At 41.7% G+C, this 17100-nt stretch carries 14 protein-coding genes and 2 pseudogenes; 12 read left to right on the top strand and 4 right to left on the bottom strand.

Annotation, left to right across the window (positions count from 1 at the left end):
• The first annotated feature begins 23 nt into the window (after positions 1 to 23).
• The 5 genes from ACYTPF_RS00625 to ACYTPF_RS00605 all read left to right on the top strand — a co-directional run bounded on the left by ACYTPF_RS00625 (position 24) and on the right by ACYTPF_RS00605 (position 6406).
• Positions 24 to 1070: a DNA topoisomerase IB gene (locus tag ACYTPF_RS00625; protein WP_461850839.1), complete on the top strand. Its 1047-nt coding sequence runs from the start codon at positions 24 to 26 to the stop codon at positions 1068 to 1070.
• 369 nt (positions 1071 to 1439) lie between these two features.
• Complete coding sequence (putP, locus tag ACYTPF_RS00620) at positions 1440 to 2954, top strand: sodium/proline symporter PutP (RefSeq protein WP_461850838.1); 1515 nt, start codon at positions 1440 to 1442, stop codon at positions 2952 to 2954.
• Between the two features lie 16 nt (positions 2955 to 2970).
• Positions 2971 to 4080, top strand: coding sequence for a glutamate 5-kinase (gene proB, locus ACYTPF_RS00615; protein WP_179983343.1), 1110 nt, complete (start codon positions 2971 to 2973; stop codon positions 4078 to 4080).
• The gene (locus ACYTPF_RS00610; RefSeq protein ID WP_461850837.1) at positions 4077 to 5324 is read left to right on the top strand and encodes a glutamate-5-semialdehyde dehydrogenase; all 1248 of its coding nucleotides are present in this window, start codon (positions 4077 to 4079) and stop codon (positions 5322 to 5324) included. The genes proB and ACYTPF_RS00610 overlap by 4 nt, the downstream gene beginning before the upstream one ends.
• 131 nt (positions 5325 to 5455) lie before the next feature.
• On the top strand, positions 5456 to 6406 hold the full coding sequence (locus ACYTPF_RS00605) for a mechanosensitive ion channel family protein (protein ID WP_461850836.1): 951 nt from the start codon (positions 5456 to 5458) through the stop codon (positions 6404 to 6406).
• A gap of 62 nt (positions 6407 to 6468) precedes the next feature.
• Here the strand turns inward: ACYTPF_RS00605 and ACYTPF_RS00600 are convergent, their stop codons facing one another.
• Positions 6469 to 7023 (bottom strand): HNH endonuclease, encoded by a 555-nt coding sequence (locus tag ACYTPF_RS00600; protein ID WP_461850835.1) that lies wholly within the window; start codon positions 7021 to 7023, stop codon positions 6469 to 6471.
• Between the two features lie 366 nt (positions 7024 to 7389).
• Between ACYTPF_RS00600 and pnp the strand changes: the two genes are divergently transcribed.
• From pnp to ACYTPF_RS00570, 6 genes are all read left to right on the top strand, one after another.
• A complete protein-coding gene (pnp, locus tag ACYTPF_RS00595; protein ID WP_461850834.1) occupies positions 7390 to 9501 on the top strand; it encodes a polyribonucleotide nucleotidyltransferase in 2112 nt (703 codons plus the stop codon).
• A gap of 174 nt (positions 9502 to 9675) precedes the next feature.
• Positions 9676 to 9969 (top strand): DUF1244 domain-containing protein, encoded by a 294-nt coding sequence (locus ACYTPF_RS00590; protein WP_461850833.1) that lies wholly within the window; start codon positions 9676 to 9678, stop codon positions 9967 to 9969.
• A gap of 264 nt (positions 9970 to 10233) precedes the next feature.
• Positions 10234 to 11001, top strand: a complete 768-nt coding sequence (locus tag ACYTPF_RS00585) for a hypothetical protein (RefSeq protein ID WP_461850832.1) — start codon at positions 10234 to 10236, stop codon at positions 10999 to 11001.
• Positions 11002 to 11127: 126 nt separating this feature from the next.
• Positions 11128 to 11760, top strand: a complete 633-nt coding sequence (locus ACYTPF_RS00580) for a DUF4145 domain-containing protein (RefSeq protein WP_461850831.1) — start codon at positions 11128 to 11130, stop codon at positions 11758 to 11760.
• A 379-nt stretch (positions 11761 to 12139) separates the two neighbouring features.
• The gene (locus ACYTPF_RS00575) at positions 12140 to 12988 is read left to right on the top strand and encodes a restriction endonuclease (protein WP_179983350.1); all 849 of its coding nucleotides are present in this window, start codon (positions 12140 to 12142) and stop codon (positions 12986 to 12988) included.
• A gap of 933 nt (positions 12989 to 13921) precedes the next feature.
• Positions 13922 to 14470 carry a DUF6624 domain-containing protein gene (locus tag ACYTPF_RS00570; protein WP_461850830.1) on the top strand — a complete coding sequence of 183 codons (549 nt, stop codon included), beginning with the start codon at positions 13922 to 13924 and terminating at the stop codon, positions 14468 to 14470.
• 239 nt (positions 14471 to 14709) lie between these two features.
• Here the strand turns inward: ACYTPF_RS00570 and ACYTPF_RS00565 are convergent.
• Positions 14710 to 15145: pseudogene (locus ACYTPF_RS00565) on the bottom strand (integrase core domain-containing protein); the annotation flags it as partial.
• Between the two features lie 129 nt (positions 15146 to 15274).
• Between ACYTPF_RS00565 and ACYTPF_RS00560 the strand changes: the two are divergent.
• Entirely contained in the window at positions 15275 to 15463 is a 189-nt protein-coding gene (locus ACYTPF_RS00560) for a hypothetical protein (protein ID WP_461850829.1), read from the top strand.
• A 126-nt stretch (positions 15464 to 15589) separates the two neighbouring features.
• On the opposite strand, the pseudogene ACYTPF_RS00555 reads toward ACYTPF_RS00560, so the two are convergent.
• Together ACYTPF_RS00555 and ACYTPF_RS00550 are read right to left on the bottom strand one after the other, a co-directional pair.
• Positions 15590 to 15745 (bottom strand): annotated as a pseudogene (locus ACYTPF_RS00555) (type II toxin-antitoxin system CcdA family antitoxin); the annotation flags it as partial.
• Positions 15746 to 15975: 230 nt separating this feature from the next.
• A complete protein-coding gene (locus ACYTPF_RS00550; protein WP_461850828.1) occupies positions 15976 to 16953 on the bottom strand; it encodes a transposase in 978 nt (325 codons plus the stop codon).
• Between the last annotated feature and the right edge of the window lie 147 nt (positions 16954 to 17100).

Raw genomic sequence — 17100 nt, 5'->3', positions numbered from 1 at the left:
GCAGGGGAAAGGAGTAACTAAAAATGAAAAGGACTAAAGGCTATTGCAATGTGTATTCAGACGATAGCCACCTGACGATAAAGCGTATTCCTTGCGGAAGTAAACGGTTTTACTATCGCTATAGCAGTGGCAAGAAAGTAACGGGCGAACGTGTGATTAAACGTATCAAGAAGCTTGTTATTCCCCCAAATTGGCAAAACACTTTTATCAGCCGTGATAGTAAGGCAAGTATTCAGGCTGTTGGCTTTGATGAGAAAGGACGCAAACAATACATTTACCATGACAAATGGCACGAACAGCAGCAAGTCGAAAAGTTCGAGCGTCTGCTTGCTTTCGGCAACGCCCTTTCTGAATTTCGAGAACACTGCCTTTCTTTGATTTCGCAACCAACGTGGACGCAAGAACGAGCATGTGCGCTGGTGTGCCTTCTGCTTGATTACACAGGTGCGAGGGTAGGCAATGCTCAATATAGCAAAGAAAATGAAACGTACGGGCTAACTACCCTGCGGCGTAAACACGTGCAGTTACAATGTGAGGATAGCGTTGAACTTGCTTACACAGGAAAGCATGGTAAACCAAGAACTTTAAAGGTTACTGATCCTGAACTTGCCTCGCTGATTTGCGATTGCGCTCAGCAGCAAGGTTATTGCCTTTTCCGCTATCAGGATAAGAGTAAACACTGGCACGATGTAACTAGTGAAGACGTGAATGCGTTTATTCACAAAGAGTTAAGCGAGCAGTTTAGTTGCAAAGACTTTAGAACTTGGGCCTCTAGTCGGTTCGCGTTAACCAACCTTCCTCGCGTCTATGACCAAGTAAATAATTCCAGAACCAAAAAATGGGAAAGTACCTTAAGCAAGGTTGTGGCCGCAGAACTTGGAAATACGCCCACAGTATGCCGAAAATATTATATTCATCCGAAGCTATTTACCGTTAAAAACGACAAGAAAGCGTGTGAGGTGCTTATAGAAAAGGTGCGTTCACTAAATAACGAAGATTGTACGCAACTAACCCAATTATTGCCTGTAGAAAAGCTTCTTTTGGATGTTATTTCAGCTGAGTGCGCGTAACAAAGCATTTTTAATGAAAATGTTTTAGCTGATAGTAAAGTTGTGCTTTTTCTATGCTTTAAGCGCTAAGTTAAATTGTTCCATGAAAGGCTGGTGTTTTTTTAAGGTGTTGAAAAGTATGGATTAATATTAATTGCGTTTCATTAAAGTGTCGTGAAACATGTTTGGTGGTAAATTAAACATCAATGCTGTTTAAACCAAGTTGTTTAAAAATTAAACTTGAAATTTTTTGTCAAATCCTTATATTGTTAGAGCTCTAATGATTATTGTTCGATTTAATTATTTGCATCGACGTGTGTTGTAGCAAGTGTTCAGAACGGTTAATCATTTACGAGTTTTCGAAGAGCAATAGAGGAAATAACTAACGTTATGCCAATGGAAAGTTACCTATCACTAGCCGTTTATTTTATAGCGATGTTGGGGATAGGGTTGTTTGCTTACCGACAATCTACCAGTGATATTTCTGGTTATATATTAGGAGGGCGACAAGTAAGCCCTCAAGTTACCGCACTGTCCGCGGGTGCATCCGACATGTCAGGTTGGATGTTAATGGGTCTTCCCGGCGCTATGTACTTAACCGGCTTTGACGCGGTATACATCGCGATAGGCTTGGTTGCAGGTGCGTTAGCTAACTATTTATTAGTAGCGCCTAAACTTCGTGTATATACCGAAGTGGCAAACGACTCACTTACTGTGCCTGAATTCTTTGCCAAGCGCTTCAATAAGCCAAATTCAAGCTTGCGAATCGTTTCGGCGGTAATCATTGTGCTGTTCTTTACACTTTATACATCTGCAGGGTTAGTAGCAGGCGGTAAGCTGTTTGAAAGTGCATTTTCGGTCGATTACCAACTAGGCTTGTTTATCACCCTAGGTGTTGTGGTGTCTTACACACTGTTGGGCGGGTTCTTAGCAGTCAGCCTTACAGACTTTGTGCAAGGTTGCATTATGTTTGTGGCTTTGGTCTTAGTTCCAATTGTTGCATTTACCGAGTTTGATAGCGTTTCGCAAATGACGAGCGCCGCTTATCAATCTGTTCCGAATTTTTCAGAATCGTTAGAGACACTAACGATAGTCGGTTTGCTTTCAAGTTTGGGTTGGGGCTTAGGTTATTTCGGTCAGCCGCACATTATTGTGCGATTTATGGCAATTCGCTCTGTTAAGGCTATTGGAACAGCACGAAATATTGGTATGTCTTGGATGACAGTGACAATTATTGGTGCATTAGCTACAGGCTTTGTAGGCATTGCTTATGCTAACCAGTTTGGCCTTGCAGTCGACGACCCAGAGACTATATTTATTATCTTCTCGCAATTGCTTTTCCATCCACTAATTAGTGGATTTTTGATGGCAGCAATTTTAGCGGCCATCATGAGTACAATTTCGTCGCAGTTATTAGTTAGCGCAAGTTCGTTAACAGAAGATATTTACCGTGTACTGGTAAATAAAAAGTCGCCAGAAAAATCGTTAAGTGAAAAGCAAACGGTAACAATTGGGCGATATGGTGTAGCAGGTGTGGCTGTAGTTGCATTACTGTTAGCCATGGATGCGTCGAATACAATTTTGTCTTTAGTAAGTAACGCTTGGGCTGGTTTTGGCGCCGCATTTGGTCCGTTAGTACTGTTTTGTCTGTATAAAAAGGACCTGACAGCGAAAGCGGCAATGGCGGGCATGATAAGTGGTGCGGTAACCGTACTGTTTTGGATTTATGCGCCCGTTTTAGCTGACGGTAAAACGTTAAGCAGCGTTATTTATGAAATTATTCCAGGGTTTGCGGTAAGTACGTTAACGCTATACATGGTAAGTCGCCTTAGCGAAAACCCATCGTCGAACGTACAAGAAACGTTCGTGCAAGCCAGTGAAGAATTAGCGAATCAACAATCTTAAGGTTAAAAAGTTTATTATGAGTCATCCTAATTGGAAACGCGTAGTCATCAAAGTAGGTAGTGCACTAATATCACCCAACCAGCAAGGTTGTAGCAGCCACTACTTACTGAGCATTGCGCAATTTATCGTACGTTGTAGAGCTAACGGTACACAGGTGGTGCTTGTGTCTTCGGGTTCTGTCGCGGCGGGTGCGCACCTGTTTCCAGAGCAAGAAAAATCAGATATAGCGGTAAAGAAAGCCATGGCAGCAGCGGGTCAAACCGAAATGATTGCCACATGGGACAGACTTTTTGATTTTCCGTCTGCCCAGATGCTTCTTACCCATGCTGACTTAAGAGACAGAGAGCGTTACGTAAGTATTCGTGAAACCATATTCAGTTTGTTAGACAACAACATTCTGCCTATCGTGAACGAAAACGATACGGTAACTACCGACAAATTGAAGGTTGGCGATAACGATAATTTATCGGCCATGGTGGCGTCGGCGGCTGAAGCTGATGCACTGATCATCTGTTCAGACATTGACGGGTTGTACGACAAAAACCCACATGAACATGACGACGCAAAACTGCTCAAATCGGTTGATACCATCGATCAGAGCGTTTACGACATGGCTGGTGGTGCGGTTAAAGGCGGTGTTGGCACCGGCGGTATGCGCACAAAAATTGAAGCGGCCGAGAAAGCTGTTTCGCATGGTATAGATACATATATTATTAACGGCTTTACTGAGCTGTCGTTTAATATGCTGCTAGCAGGTGAAAACCCGGGCACGCATTTCAAACCTCACGCTAAGCCAATGCAAGAGAATGTGCATTGGATGCGCCATACGTCAAATGCGCAAGGTGAGGTGATAGTAGAAGGGGACTTCGACGACTCTTTACATACTGATGCAGAGCAACTAACAAGTAGCGAAATTATAGATGTGAAAGGTGAGTTCTCGGTAGGCGATACCATATTGGTACGTAAAGAAGACGGCACTAAATTGGTGAAAGCCAAGTCGAACTACAGTAGCTGTTTATTGAATTTTATTGCGAATCAGGAAAGTGACGAATTTGCCCACGAGTTTGAAGAAAAAACAGGGCCAATTATTTCTGATCAGCACATAGCAAATCTGGAGAAAGAATGAGTATTATTACAGAGTTAGCACAACAGGCGAAAAAAGCTGCACGTACACTGGCAATTTTAAGTGAGAGCCAGAAAAACGCGGTGTTAACTGATATGGCCGCGGCAATTCGTGCCAATAAAAGCAAAATTATTGAAGTGAACGAAAAGGAAGTTGCGCGCGCTAAAGAAAATAATCTAGATGCAGCCATGATAGACCGCTTAATCCTTAACGATGAGCGCATCGAGTCAATGGCTGAAGGCATCGAGGTTATTGTTGAGCTTGACGATCCGGTAGGCAAAGAGCGTGTTATTGGTACGCGTCCTAACGGAATTGAAATTAAGAAAATGCGTATACCGCTTGGCGTTGTGTGCATGATTTATGAAGCACGACCTAATGTTACTGCCGACGCGGGCGCGCTGTGTTTTAAATCGGGCAATGCCGTAATTTTACGTGGTGGTAAAGAAGCCCTTGATACAAGTTTAGCGATTGCTGAACTTATGCAAGACGTGCTTGAGAAGCATGACTTGCCTAAAGCGCTAGTTACCGTTGTGCCAAACCCAGATCGCGCATTGATGCAAGAGCTGATGGAACAACGCGACTACATTGACGTTATTATTCCACGTGGTGGTGAAGGGCTTATCAACTACGTAACCGATAACGCTAAAGTACCGGTTATTCAGCACTTTAAAGGTGTGTGTCACCTTTATGTAGATAAAGATGCTGATTTAGATAAAGCCATGGCTATACTTCTAAACGGTAAAACCCAGCGTACTGGCGTGTGTAATGCGCTTGAAGGTTTGGTTGTACACCAAGCCGTGGCGGGTGACTTTCTACCTAAAGTGGCCGATGCCTTTAAAGAAAAAGGTGTAACGGTTCACGTAAACGAAAAAGGTAGCCAATATTTTGATGGCGCAGACGTAATTGCAGAAGACGCATACGGCGAAGAGTACCTTGGTTTAGAAATCGCAGTTCGCGTAGTTGATGACTTCGAAGGTGCAGTAGACCATATTGCTCAGTTCGGTAGTAACCACACAGAAGTTATTGTGACCGAAGATGCTGATAAAGGTAAGCTTTTCCAACGCGCAGTAGATGCAAGTGTGGTAATGGTTAATGCCTCTTCACGCTTCTCTGACGGCAGTCAGCTAGGTCTTGGCGCAGAAATTGGTATTGCTACAACTAAGCTACATGCTTACGGTCCAATGGGATTAGAGTCGTTGACTTCAGAGAAATACCTGGTGAACGGTGAAGGCCAAATTCGCGACTAAATAATAGTTGTTGCAACTGGTCGGCATTGTGCCGCAGGTTTACATGCTTCATAATGAAAAGCGCTGACATTCGTCGGCGCTTTTTTATTTTTATTCAAAGATTTACCCTCGCCAGTACAGACGGAGCATACATGGAGATTGTGATAGACCCCACGCAGTTATGGAATCAGCTTATTGCGTTTGCCAATGAGTATAAACTGCTGACATCACTACTACTTTTAATTGTATTGCACTTCTCTAAAAAAGGTGTGCTGTTGCTGATAAGGCGCATTAGTTCTCAGCGGGGGGAAGATAGAAGAAACCAGATTAATATTTTAGAGCAGTTAGGTAACGCTTTTATCATCATTGTGTTGATGATGGTGTGGAGCTCTGAAATACAAACACTCGCTATATCTATTGCCGCATTTATGGTTGCCATAGTGCTAGCCACCCGAGAATTTATTCAATGCTTTATGGGCTTCATTTACTACCTAGGCGCAAGGCCATTTAGGGTAGGGGATTGGATCCAAATGAATAATATTATTGGTGAAGTAGTGGAAATGGACTGGGCAAAAACTGCGCTTTTAGAAGTTGACCCAGAAAGCTTTAACTACACGGGTAAACACGTTTACGTACCTAACAGTCAGCTAGTTACCCAAACCGTACGTAACCTTAACTTTATGCGCCGCTACCGTTTGCACTCGTTTGAAATTGTTAACGAGCCTACGGTAAATGCCTATAGCTTGTTACCCGCTTTTCACGCCCGCGCTCAAGCCCATTGCGAATACTTTCGAGACGTTGCAGAACGCTATAAAGGTTTAATCGAACGTCATTTAGAGCAAGAGTTTATTCGTATAGACCCAGAAGTTGAGATTAAAACAAATGAACTTGCAAAGGTCGTAGTTAAGGTAAGTCTATTCTGCCCAACCATTGAGGCCCATGAGCTAGAACACAAAATGTGCTCTGACTGGTTAAGCCTATGGTTTAGAGCGCAAAAAGAAGAGCAAGCTATGCTAATGCAACAGCAAAGCGAGAATAACAACGCCAACCTTCAAGCGTCGGCTTCAACAGAACAGCAAACAACAACTAGCACTGGGCTGTAAAATTCTATCAACGGGCGACCTGATTTTTAACTTACTGGTCGCTCACTGCTTTTTGTTGCCATTTATTCGTTACACGTCCATTCCCGCTGGTGGGAAAAATGCCCTTCTAAAAATGCCATCTGATCTGCCAGTATGCGTCTGTTCATTAAATAAAAGCGCTCGTAAACATTGGGCCTAAACGGCACAGCGAGTAAAGGCATATTCGCTTCTTCAGGTGTTTTAGCGGCTTTAGCATGATTACATCGCTGACAAGCGGTGGCTACATTCGTCCAAATATCTTTTCCGCCGCGAGAACGGGGAATGATGTGGTCTCGGGTAAGTTGTTTAGGCGTAAACTTATTGCCGCAATACATGCACAAATAGCTGTCGCGCCTAAATAGATAGCGGTTGGTAAGGGCTACTTTGCCAGACAAATCTGTTACCTTGCCGTCGCAAGCGATGATACTTGATAGGGTAAGTTCGCTTTGCAGCCCTTCGTGATTCCAGCCACCTTTAAGGGTTATAGCATCACTGCCTAGCTCGTATAGTACCTTGTCCTGACTGTAAAGCTTTGCGGCTTGTTCAACATCTATCCACTCTTGTGGCATGCCTGCTTTATTAAGTCGAAGTACCAACATGGTTATCTCCTTAGCACACTAATATTAGACGTTCTTGTTATGAATAAACTTTATTGTCCGTATCTTTATTGCCAGTATATGGCTCATACCATTACCTACGGGTTGTTACTTTGTTCGCTTTTTGTTCTAGCATACGCTGTTTTGTGTCAGTATGATGAAAATATAGTCAATAATTGAAATTTCACAGATATTTCATATAGTCATGGTGCTATAGGTGATAGCGGGTAATGACCGAGTTGATAACAAAATAGTACGACAAATTCCGCGCGGGGCTGCATTTGACCATGGTATTAACGCCACTTCAAAGCTATACTATGCGCCGCGTTTAAAAGCGATAAAATAAAGATTGATATTAAAGGACAAATAGTGACTCCTATTACTAAATCATTTCAGTATGGACAGCATACTGTAACTCTAGAGACGGGTGTAATTGCTCGTCAGGCGACAGCTGCGGTTCTTGCGAGCATGGACGACACGTCTGTACTGGTAACAGTAGTTGGTAAAAAAGAAGCTAAGCCAGATCAAGACTTCTTCCCTCTAACAGTAAACTACCAAGAAAAAGCATATGCTGCGGGTAAAATCCCAGGTGGTTTCTTCAAGCGTGAAGGTCGTCCATCTGAAGGCGAAACATTGACTGCGCGTCTTATCGACCGCCCAATTCGCCCATTATTCCCAGAAGGCTTCAAGAACGAAGTACAAGTTGTTGTTACTGTAATGTCTGCTAACCCAGATATCCCTACAGACATCATCTCTATGATTGGTACTTCTGCAGCGCTTGCTATCTCAGGTATTCCTTTCAACGGCCCAATTGGTGCGGCTCGTGTTGGTTATAGCAACGGCGAATACATTCTAAATACACGCACAGAAGAGCAAGCTGACAGCCAGCTTGACCTTGTTGTTGCGGGTACTGAAGGTGCAGTACTTATGGTTGAATCAGAAGCTGACGTGCTTTCTGAAGATACTATGCTAGGTGCGGTAATGTTCGGTCACGAGCAACTACAAACTGTAGTTAACGCGGTTAACGAATTTGCTGCTGAAGTTGGCACTGAGAAGTGGAACTGGGCACCAGAAGCAGAAAACACTGCACTTAAAGACAAAGTTAAAGCACTAGCTGAAGCTGAAATGACAGCTGCTTACCAGATTTCTGACAAGTTAGAGCGTAAAGACGCAGTAACTGCAGCAACTGAAAAAGCACTAGAAGCTATCCTTGCTGAAGACGAAGAACAAGACAAGAAAGAAGTACTAGACCTTCTTCACGATCTTGAGTCTGACGTAGTACGTTCACGCATCCTTTCTGGCGCGCCACGTATCGACGGTCGTGAGCCTGCAATGATTCGTGCTCTAGACGTAGCAACAGGCATTCTTCCTCGTACTCACGGTTCTGCACTATTTACCCGTGGTGAAACGCAGGCAATTGTTGCTGCTACTTTAGGTACAGAGCGTGACGCACAGATGATTGACGAGCTTCAAGGTAAGCGCGACAGCCGTTTCATGCTTCACTACAACTTCCCTCCATACTGTGTTGGTGAAACCGGTATGATTGGTTCGCCTAAGCGTCGTGAAATTGGTCACGGTCGTCTAGCGAAGCGTGGTATTCAAGCAGTAATGCCAAGTGAAGAAGAATTCCCGTACGTAGTACGTGTGGTTTCTGAAATCACAGAATCAAACGGTTCATCTTCAATGGCGTCTGTATGTGGTACTTCACTAGCGCTTATGGATGCAGGTGTTCCAATTAAAGCGTCTGTTGCGGGTATCGCAATGGGCCTAGTTAAGAGTGACGACAACTTTGTTGTACTTTCAGATATCCTTGGTGACGAAGACCACCTTGGCGACATGGACTTTAAAGTAGCGGGTACTACCGACGGTATTACTGCACTTCAAATGGACATTAAGATTGAAGGTATTACTAAAGAAATCATGCAAATTGCGCTTAAACAAGCAAAAGAAGCACGTTTGCACATTCTTAACGTAATGGACGAAGCGATTGGCGGTCACCGTGAAGAGCTAAGTGAATTTGCTCCACGCATTTACACAATGAAGATTGACCAAGACAAGATTCGTGACGTTATCGGTAAAGGCGGCGCAATGATCCGTCAAATTACTGAAGAGTCTGATACTAACATCGAGATTGAAGACGACGGTACTATCAAAATCTTCGCGACAGAGCGTGCGAAAGCAGACATCGCTATTGGCAAGATTGAGCAAGTAACGGCTGAAATTGAAGTTGGTAAGACTTACAACGGTAAGATTACACGTATTGTAGACTTCGGTGCGTTCGTAGAAGTACTTCCAGGTAAAGAAGGTCTTGTTCACATTTCACAAATCGCTCACGAGCGTGTGAACAAAGTTACTGACTACCTTAAAGAAGGTGAAATGGTTGACGTTAAGGTTATGGAAATCGACCGCCAGAACCGTGTACGTTTAAGCATTAAAGAGCTTCTAGAAAAGCCTGCGCCTAAGTCTGACGACGCAGAGTAATGCCGATTAGGTTTTAAACCTAGTTAGCTGTATATAAGTAAGAAGGGAGCTTGGCTCCCTTTTTTCGTTTTAGGTTTTAAAAGTAACAATGGGTTGGGTTTTGTTCGTTAACCCACACGTTTAAGCCATACATTTAGGCCATAACGAAAAACGCTTTTTTAGAGGTATTAGATAATGGATAAGCAAACGCAAACCGAAGTAGAAGCAGCGGTATTCCGCCGCTTAGTAGAACACCTAGACGCGAACAAAGACGTTCAGAACATCGACCTGATGATTTTGGCGGATTTCTGCCGTAACTGCTTAGCAAAATGGTATTCAGCTGCTGCAAGCGAGCAGGGCGCTGATATCGACTACGAAGCCGCACGCGAAGTGGTATACAAAATGCCGTATTCAGAGTGGAAAAAGAAGTACCAGCTTCCTGCTACTGACGAGCAGTTGGAGAAGTTGGCTGCTAGGCAGGGGAAGTAGTTTTTAGTTCGAGTGACGTTGAATTATTTGTTTTAGAAGCCAGCGGAGGCTGGCTTTTTTGTGCTTGGCTTGCGTGAAATACACCAAAAGCACCTACATGCCGATTTGGTGTTTTTAATAAATGAGCGAAAAACGACATTACGGTTTTTTCTTTATTTCTCTTGTGGTTATGGTTTAGAGTAGAGAGAAGAAAAAAGGAGAAGTGCCCTAAAGTGGTGTGGAATAGCATGACGGTTTGGGGGCGAGTAAACTGTTAGAGTTTCAATGGAGTATGAAGATACAATGAAGTTTCTTTATGAATGGATTGGTGACACTAAAAAGACAATAGATATTCTTGGGGTTTCCACCTTTTTAGTTTATATATCCCTGTTACTAATCTCTTATTTTAAAGTCAATTTAAGCAATATTTCATGGACATTTTTAATGTCACTGTTGATTATTCTTCCATTTGGGATACTGGTTTCAATTATTACAAATAACAAGATTTTTAAAAAGGTAACCTCTACGCTGTGGTCAAAATCTTTAATTTCAATTGGCCTTGTAGTTTATACTGCAATGTCCAACGTTTGGGCTTCTACCTTAATTAATGAAATTTACGGTGTTGCTGCAAATCATTTTGGGATAACTCAAATATTTTTAACACTAGCTTACTTCGTTATTACAATAATGAAGTTAATATTTAGTGGACTCTTTATTTCAATAATAGCTTTGGGAGTATTACCTTTATGGTATGTGGTTGCTTTTAAAGACTCAATTAAATCAAAAGCTTACGGGGCTTTATATTTTTGTGTAATATTTATTTTAGTTGCCGTTACATATACAATTATTGGGCTTTTTGATAGAGACATCAAAATTTTCGCAGAAAGAGCTGCATTATGGGGGGATTTTTATCCCAATAACAAATGCACTAAAGATCTCGGAAAAAATAAAGGTGTTATTTTTTTATCTCCTAACAAAGTTTTAACTGCAACCCCTGTTGTTCAAAACAACAATAAAGTGCACTGGAATTACCCTATAAAACAGTGCCTGTAAAAACTCTAACAAGTTACTCAAAAGGACGCAAAACGCTTGGCTTGTGCTCCTTCGTCGCCAATTTTAGCCAAGCATTTGTGCGCCCATTAGTAAGGCGTTAAGTGCTATTACGTACAGGAAGCAAAAATGAGTAAATACTATCCACCTACATTCAAGGAAGAGCAGTTTCACTGTATTAAATGTGGTGTTTTTGCTAAGCAAAACTGGGGAAGTTTAATAACCCGTGGTCAAGGCAGCTTTACCAGCTTTACGTACTCTCGTTGTAACCACTGTTGGGAGGATTGTTATTGGTATGAAGGACGAATGATAGTCCCATCAGAAGCTCCAGTGCCTCCGCCACACCAAGATTTACCCGAACCCTGTATAGCTGATTATGAAGAGGCAAGGGATATAGTCGCTCGTTCACCTAAAGCGGGCGCAGCTCTTTTGAGGTTGGTTCTTCAAAAATTAATGGTGGAGCTTGGCGAAAAAGGGAAAAACATTAACGACGATATTGCTTCTTTGGTTAAAAAGGGGTTGCCCATCGAAGTCCAGCAAGCACTCGATTATTGTCGTGTAGTAGGGAATAACTCAGTTCACCCGGGGGAGATTATTATTGATGATGATCCCGCCATTGCCCACAGCTTATTTGAAATGATTAACTTCATAGTTGAAGTTAGAATTTCTCAACCTAAAAAAGTTGCAGAGCTTTATAGCATACTTCCAGAAGGTGCTCTCAAAGCGGTAGAGAAAAGAGATGCCCCTAAAGAAAGCACTTAACAAGCGCATGTTGTCGGACTGGCTTTCCGCTGCGCTCCAAACCAGCCGCAAATGCGAGCGTTATGCAGACTAAACAAGACAGGCATATTATTTAAAAAATTTATTGATTTTTGTTTGTTTTAGTCTTTATGGAATAAGTTTTAAACGCCAGCGAAAGCTAGCTTTTGTCGTCCGAGATGCGTGAAGTACCCTCAAAGTACCTACACGGCTTTAACACATGAGGGATTTGACATCACGGATTTCTCTCTATTCTTCTATCGTTTGTGGGTTAAGGTATTTAAAAATACTAGGATCAATTATCCCGAAGTGATGTGAAAAAGGATGACTGTGTGGGGACGAGTAAAATGTTTATAATTTAATCAGACTTCGGAGTGGTTTCATGAGAAAAATATTGGACTATAGTGACTTCATACGTTCGACTGGTCATCAAGATCGATTCAAAGCACCTGTCGGGGCAACACAACTATTTTTTGATGAAGTAAGCGATGATATTTGCCCATTTTGTAGCATTAAAACAAATGAAACACACTTCGATAGTTCATTCACTTATCCTGACTGGCTAGGTGGTGGATATTACGATGCTAAAGAGACTGTTAAAAAATGCCCTAAATGTGGTTGGTGGAGATTAAGGTGCAATAAAGTGACTACTGGAGATATTGACGCAAGATCAGTTGAGGTGACTAGCGGCATTTTGAAACAATATCAGATCGATGATAAAAATATCCCAATACGAAGCCTTCAAGAACATTTGGATAAACACAACAATGATGTTATTCATATTCATGATAAATCTATGGAAAAGTTAGTCCAATCTGTATTTAGAGAGCACTTTTCATGTGATGTTGAGTTGGTGGGCAAGTCTCATGATGGTGGTATTGATTTAATGTTTGTTGATTCTGATAGTCCTATCGTTGTTCAAGTCAAAAGGCGTAAGAAACTTGAACACATCGAGTCTGTTAGTTGCATTCGAGAGTTTTTGGGTGCAACTCTTTTGGCTGCTCCTGAAACAGTTTTAGGTGATGGAACATCTAGTAATGTGAAAAACTGTATTTACGTGTCAACGTGTTCAAAGTTTTCAAAACCAGCTAAAAAAGCGGCACAAACCGCCATAGAAAAAGGTCATGTAGAAAGTTACGAGCTGTACGATTTTCAAAGGTTTTGTGATGTTCTTAAGCTATATTCTGGCAATAACGAGCCGTGGAAAAGTTGCTTGAGAAATGGATGGTAAATACTAGGACTAAACAAAATACTTAACAAGACAGGTACTTAACAAGACAGGCATGTTTGTGTACTCCTGTACTAAACAAGACGGGCATGTTTATATAATGTCGTCAGACCACGGCAATTCCGATGGTGATGGTACGGGAGATATCGGGAGCGACGAGTACTTGCACTATTACTACATAACAAGACAGGCATGTTTACGCACGCTCCGGGTACATAACAAGACAGGCATGTTTACGCACGCTCCGAACCAGCCACAAATGTGGGCGTTACGTCTTTCAATAGAATACTAAAAAGTTAACCGAGTAATCGCATCGCACTGTGTCGTCCTTGAACCCGTTGCTGATGTTGATTCTGTGCGTATTCTAGGTGGGTTACTTTGCCGGCGGCGTGCTTAAAGCAGGTTTGATACTAAACAAGACAGGCATGTTTGTGTACCTCTAAGGCTTGCTAAAATAAGGCATTCTAGAGTAAAACTTCATCATGCAGGTATTTAGAATAATTAAACAAGACAGGCACCTTTACGTACCGCAGAAGTTATTGAAGCCAATGATGTGCATAAAACCAAACAGGGCACTAATATCGCTATACGAAAGCCCAAAAAGATTCACAGCGGGAACTATTTAGCTCAAAGGTTCTAATAGCGGGAACAGGCACATGTAGGCTTCTCTCGCGCTGCTCGATAATTAACTCTACGCATATTGTCCGTAAAGCGGGCCATTAGAGAAAAAGAAAATTATGACTGAAAATGAAAAAAAAGACGAACTTGAATTAAAGTTAGATGCTCTCCTCCGGAAATATCTTTCAGTTTGGCTTTAATACTAAACAAGACAGGCATCTTTCGTAGTTAAGTATAAAATTTTGTGCCTGTTTTCTTTCTTTAAACCAAACACAATGTATAACCTAAATTGGACTTTAAATCTCACGGAGGAACCAAATGAAGTTTTTTTATAGTATATTTTTTTTATTAATCGTAAGTAGTCCCTCATGTGCCAGCGAAGAGTTCTCCGATTTGCGCGCTGAGTTACTTGAAATGATGAAGCTGGACCAAGATACATTGCATGGTAAAACACAGTTTAGCTTTGAAGAGCTCAACGCAGAGCAATCGAAAAGACTCCAAAAGATAGTTGAGAAATTTGGTTGGCCAACTATAGAGATGGTAGGTAAAGATGCTTCTCAAGCGGCGTGGATTATTGTGCAACATGCAGATCACGATACTCAGTTTCAAAATAATATGCTGTCGATGATGCGTCCTTTGGCAATAAGCAAAGAGATTGACCCGGGTAACTACGTATACCTATATGACAGAACCCACACGCCTCAACTCTATGGGACACAAGGTAAATGTGAGGGAAGTACCTTTAAACCTTTTCCAATTAAAGACATAGAGCAAATAAATGCGCGAAGGGGCGAGATGGGGATGTCATCGGCGCAAGAGTACTGGGAAATGGCCTCAGAAAGAATGTGTGGCACAAGTAAGCGTTAAAAGTGCAAATCACGACATCAAAGCAGACATAAAAATAAGACAGGCATCTTTACGAAGAATACTAACAACTTCCAGCGACAAAAATCCATGGGCTCGTTTGGCTTTGCCCATTTTTAAACAACATATGTCGTTAGACATTTAGGAATTAGTCACTAAGGAACAGTCAGATGTTAAAAAGTATCAAGCTGCTAGGGAAGGTTTAGTAGTATTGAAGCGATCATCTGTGTGATTCATAGACATCATTTCACTTTTCGTAGTTGAAGATCACGCTGATAATTCGATAGCTGAATGCGCTCATTTTCAGTTTCGTAGTTAGCGTGAACGTCTTCCCAAAGCGGTGTTTTTTCAAGGCGTTCACATACGATATCCATTGGAGTTTTACCTTTAAATGAGCCGTGAGCGCGTTGCCAATTGTAGTAATTCTGCCACTCAGGTAACGTTTCATTTTTGAGTTCTTCCAAATCTAAATTAACGGTCGAATAAAACTCTTCTTTGTCAGTTCTTTGTGACCTTTCAACCTTGCCATTTAAGTGAGGTGAGCCTGGCTTATTAGGGCGAAATTTAATGCCATGCTCCATCAACTTGAGCTGTACTTTTTCTGCAAAAAAACTCCGTTCCGCGATCTGTTTGAATTCGCTGTATCGGGAATGGCATTTCTTCTATTACCTTATCGATGATAGTTAAACAAGACAGGCATCTTTACGAAGAATACTAACAATTTCCAGCGACAAAAATCCATCGGCTCGTTTGGCTTTGCCCATTTTTAAACAACATATGTCGTTAGACATTTAGGAATTAGTCACTATGGAACAGTCAGATGTTAAAAAGTATCAAGCTGCTAGGGAAGGTTTAGTAGTATTGAAGCGATCATCACTTGCAATGCTTTTAATCAGTATCCTTTTACCGTTTTCTCATGCTCTTGGTTTTTCGCAGTATTTGATTTATATTTTTCTTGGGCTCGCTGTTTTCGTTTTCGTAAATATTTGGGTTTGATATAAGGGCGTTTCATACAAAGATCTCTTAAGCATTATAGAGCGACAAATATCTGAAGACCCTAAAGCAATTCAAAAATTGTTACAGCGCGACGCATAAGAAGCCAAATCGACTCAAACTGTGTCATTAGAAGTTCCTGTACTCATCACCTATACAGCCGTTCTCAGCAACAAACTCGTTGTACGCAGCTATGGCAGCTTTGTTTTCTTTTTTCCACCTTTCTTCTTCAAGACTTTTCAACTTGTCTCTAAGTGCCTGCTATAAGGTCGCAGATAGGTTAACTTTTAAGTCTCTAGCTTTTTGTGATAAGTCGCTGTTTAAGCTTAAATTCGTCCCTTTTTTGGGGCATGGATGTCATATAAATCTTGCATGCTATCACTCCTAATTGTTCTAGATATTAAGTATGCGCATAGGGATGCGCATTACAAAAAATAGGTTCTTAACAAGCCCGGAATTGTTATGTAGAGATGTATACATATAATGCCTGTCTTACTCTTTATTAAACTGCAAAGTTAACCGAGTAATCGTATCGCACTGTGTCGTCCTTGAACCCGTTGCAGATGTTGATTCTGTGCGTATTGCTCTAGGTGAGTTACTTTGCCGGCGGCGTGCTTAAAGCAGGTTTCAAACTGCGTAGTTAAAGTTAGCCAATGTTCATGTTCAATATTGAGGCGCTCTAATATAGAAGGAAGGTTATGCTCAACCTTGCCGCGCTTGTTTGGGTGAATATATCGGCTGGTTATATCTACAAGCTGTAAGTAGTCTGGAAGAGGAAAAGGTAAACCGTGTGGCATCTCTTGACTTCGATTGCCTGCGAAAGGCATAAGTCGTTTAGGTGTTTTTCCTACCTTTGCTGCGTTAATTCGGTATTTAATGCTGGTATACTCTGATGTTTCAGGTGTTTTTGCCATCTTTGCTCGTACTGGGTTTAAATCAACATAAGCCATACAGGCGGCAAGGGCTGACTCATCCAATAGCGCTTGAGATTTAAACCGTCCTTCCCAAAAATGGCCCGTGCAGTCGTCTTCTTTATTAGCTGCCCTAGCAATATATTCATTCAGTGCACGCATAAACCAGCTGATATCAAATAGCCTTTTACGCCATACTTCTGCCGTTAACTCCACCGCTTTAATTTGAATTTCATGTAAATCTTTACGCGAATCTGGTGACATGTAGCGCTGCGACAGTAATGTGCCTTTGTACAGTTTATGCCAACGTTGAATCACATCTTCTGTACTCAGTGCGTCTGCCTTCTCTTTGTTTAAGTGTAATACCAGGTGCGTATGATTGCTCATTACTGCATAAGCACATACATCAATGGCGAACACCTCACTTAAAACATGAATACGGTCTTCTACCCATTGGCGACGATGTTCAAAGCTTTTACCGTTTTCCACGCCGCATAAGAAAGCACGACGAACACAGCGGGAAATACAGTGATAATAGGGCGTATCCGATAAACTAATTTGTGACTTTCGGGATTTAGGCATAGTGTCCTGTCTCTAATTAAATCGCTTACTAGTTTGGATAGGAATTTAGATTGAGGAAAGTGTACGAGGGGACAGTTTGAGATTTTTCTAGTTATGCCTGTCTTGTTTATTCCGTTGTTTATTCGTTTTATTTTTTTAACAACGCAA

Source organism: Alteromonas sp. HB246098 (genome assembly GCF_054890645.1).
The sequence above is the reverse complement of the archived record's forward strand: the minus strand, read 5'-3'. Positions and strand labels throughout refer to the sequence as shown.

Excerpts from the sequence above, each read along its gene's own strand:
- ACYTPF_RS00625 (WP_461850839.1), top strand. The coding sequence starts at position 24 with ATGAAAAGGACTAAAGGCTATTGCAATGTGTATTCAGACGATAGCCAC.
- putP (WP_461850838.1), top strand. The coding sequence starts at position 1,440 with ATGCCAATGGAAAGTTACCTATCACTAGCCGTTTATTTTATAGCGATG.
- proB (WP_179983343.1), top strand. The coding sequence starts at position 2,971 with ATGAGTCATCCTAATTGGAAACGCGTAGTCATCAAAGTAGGTAGTGCA.
- ACYTPF_RS00610 (WP_461850837.1), top strand. The coding sequence starts at position 4,077 with ATGAGTATTATTACAGAGTTAGCACAACAGGCGAAAAAAGCTGCACGT.
- ACYTPF_RS00605 (WP_461850836.1), top strand. The coding sequence starts at position 5,456 with ATGGAGATTGTGATAGACCCCACGCAGTTATGGAATCAGCTTATTGCG.
- ACYTPF_RS00600 (WP_461850835.1), bottom strand. The coding sequence starts at position 7,023 with ATGTTGGTACTTCGACTTAATAAAGCAGGCATGCCACAAGAGTGGATA.
- ACYTPF_RS00590 (WP_461850833.1), top strand. The coding sequence starts at position 9,676 with ATGGATAAGCAAACGCAAACCGAAGTAGAAGCAGCGGTATTCCGCCGC.
- ACYTPF_RS00585 (WP_461850832.1), top strand. The coding sequence starts at position 10,234 with ATGGAGTATGAAGATACAATGAAGTTTCTTTATGAATGGATTGGTGAC.
- ACYTPF_RS00580 (WP_461850831.1), top strand. The coding sequence starts at position 11,128 with ATGAGTAAATACTATCCACCTACATTCAAGGAAGAGCAGTTTCACTGT.
- ACYTPF_RS00575 (WP_179983350.1), top strand. The coding sequence starts at position 12,140 with ATGAGAAAAATATTGGACTATAGTGACTTCATACGTTCGACTGGTCAT.
- ACYTPF_RS00570 (WP_461850830.1), top strand. The coding sequence starts at position 13,922 with ATGAAGTTTTTTTATAGTATATTTTTTTTATTAATCGTAAGTAGTCCC.
- ACYTPF_RS00560 (WP_461850829.1), top strand. The coding sequence starts at position 15,275 with ATGGAACAGTCAGATGTTAAAAAGTATCAAGCTGCTAGGGAAGGTTTA.
- ACYTPF_RS00550 (WP_461850828.1), bottom strand. The coding sequence starts at position 16,953 with ATGCCTAAATCCCGAAAGTCACAAATTAGTTTATCGGATACGCCCTAT.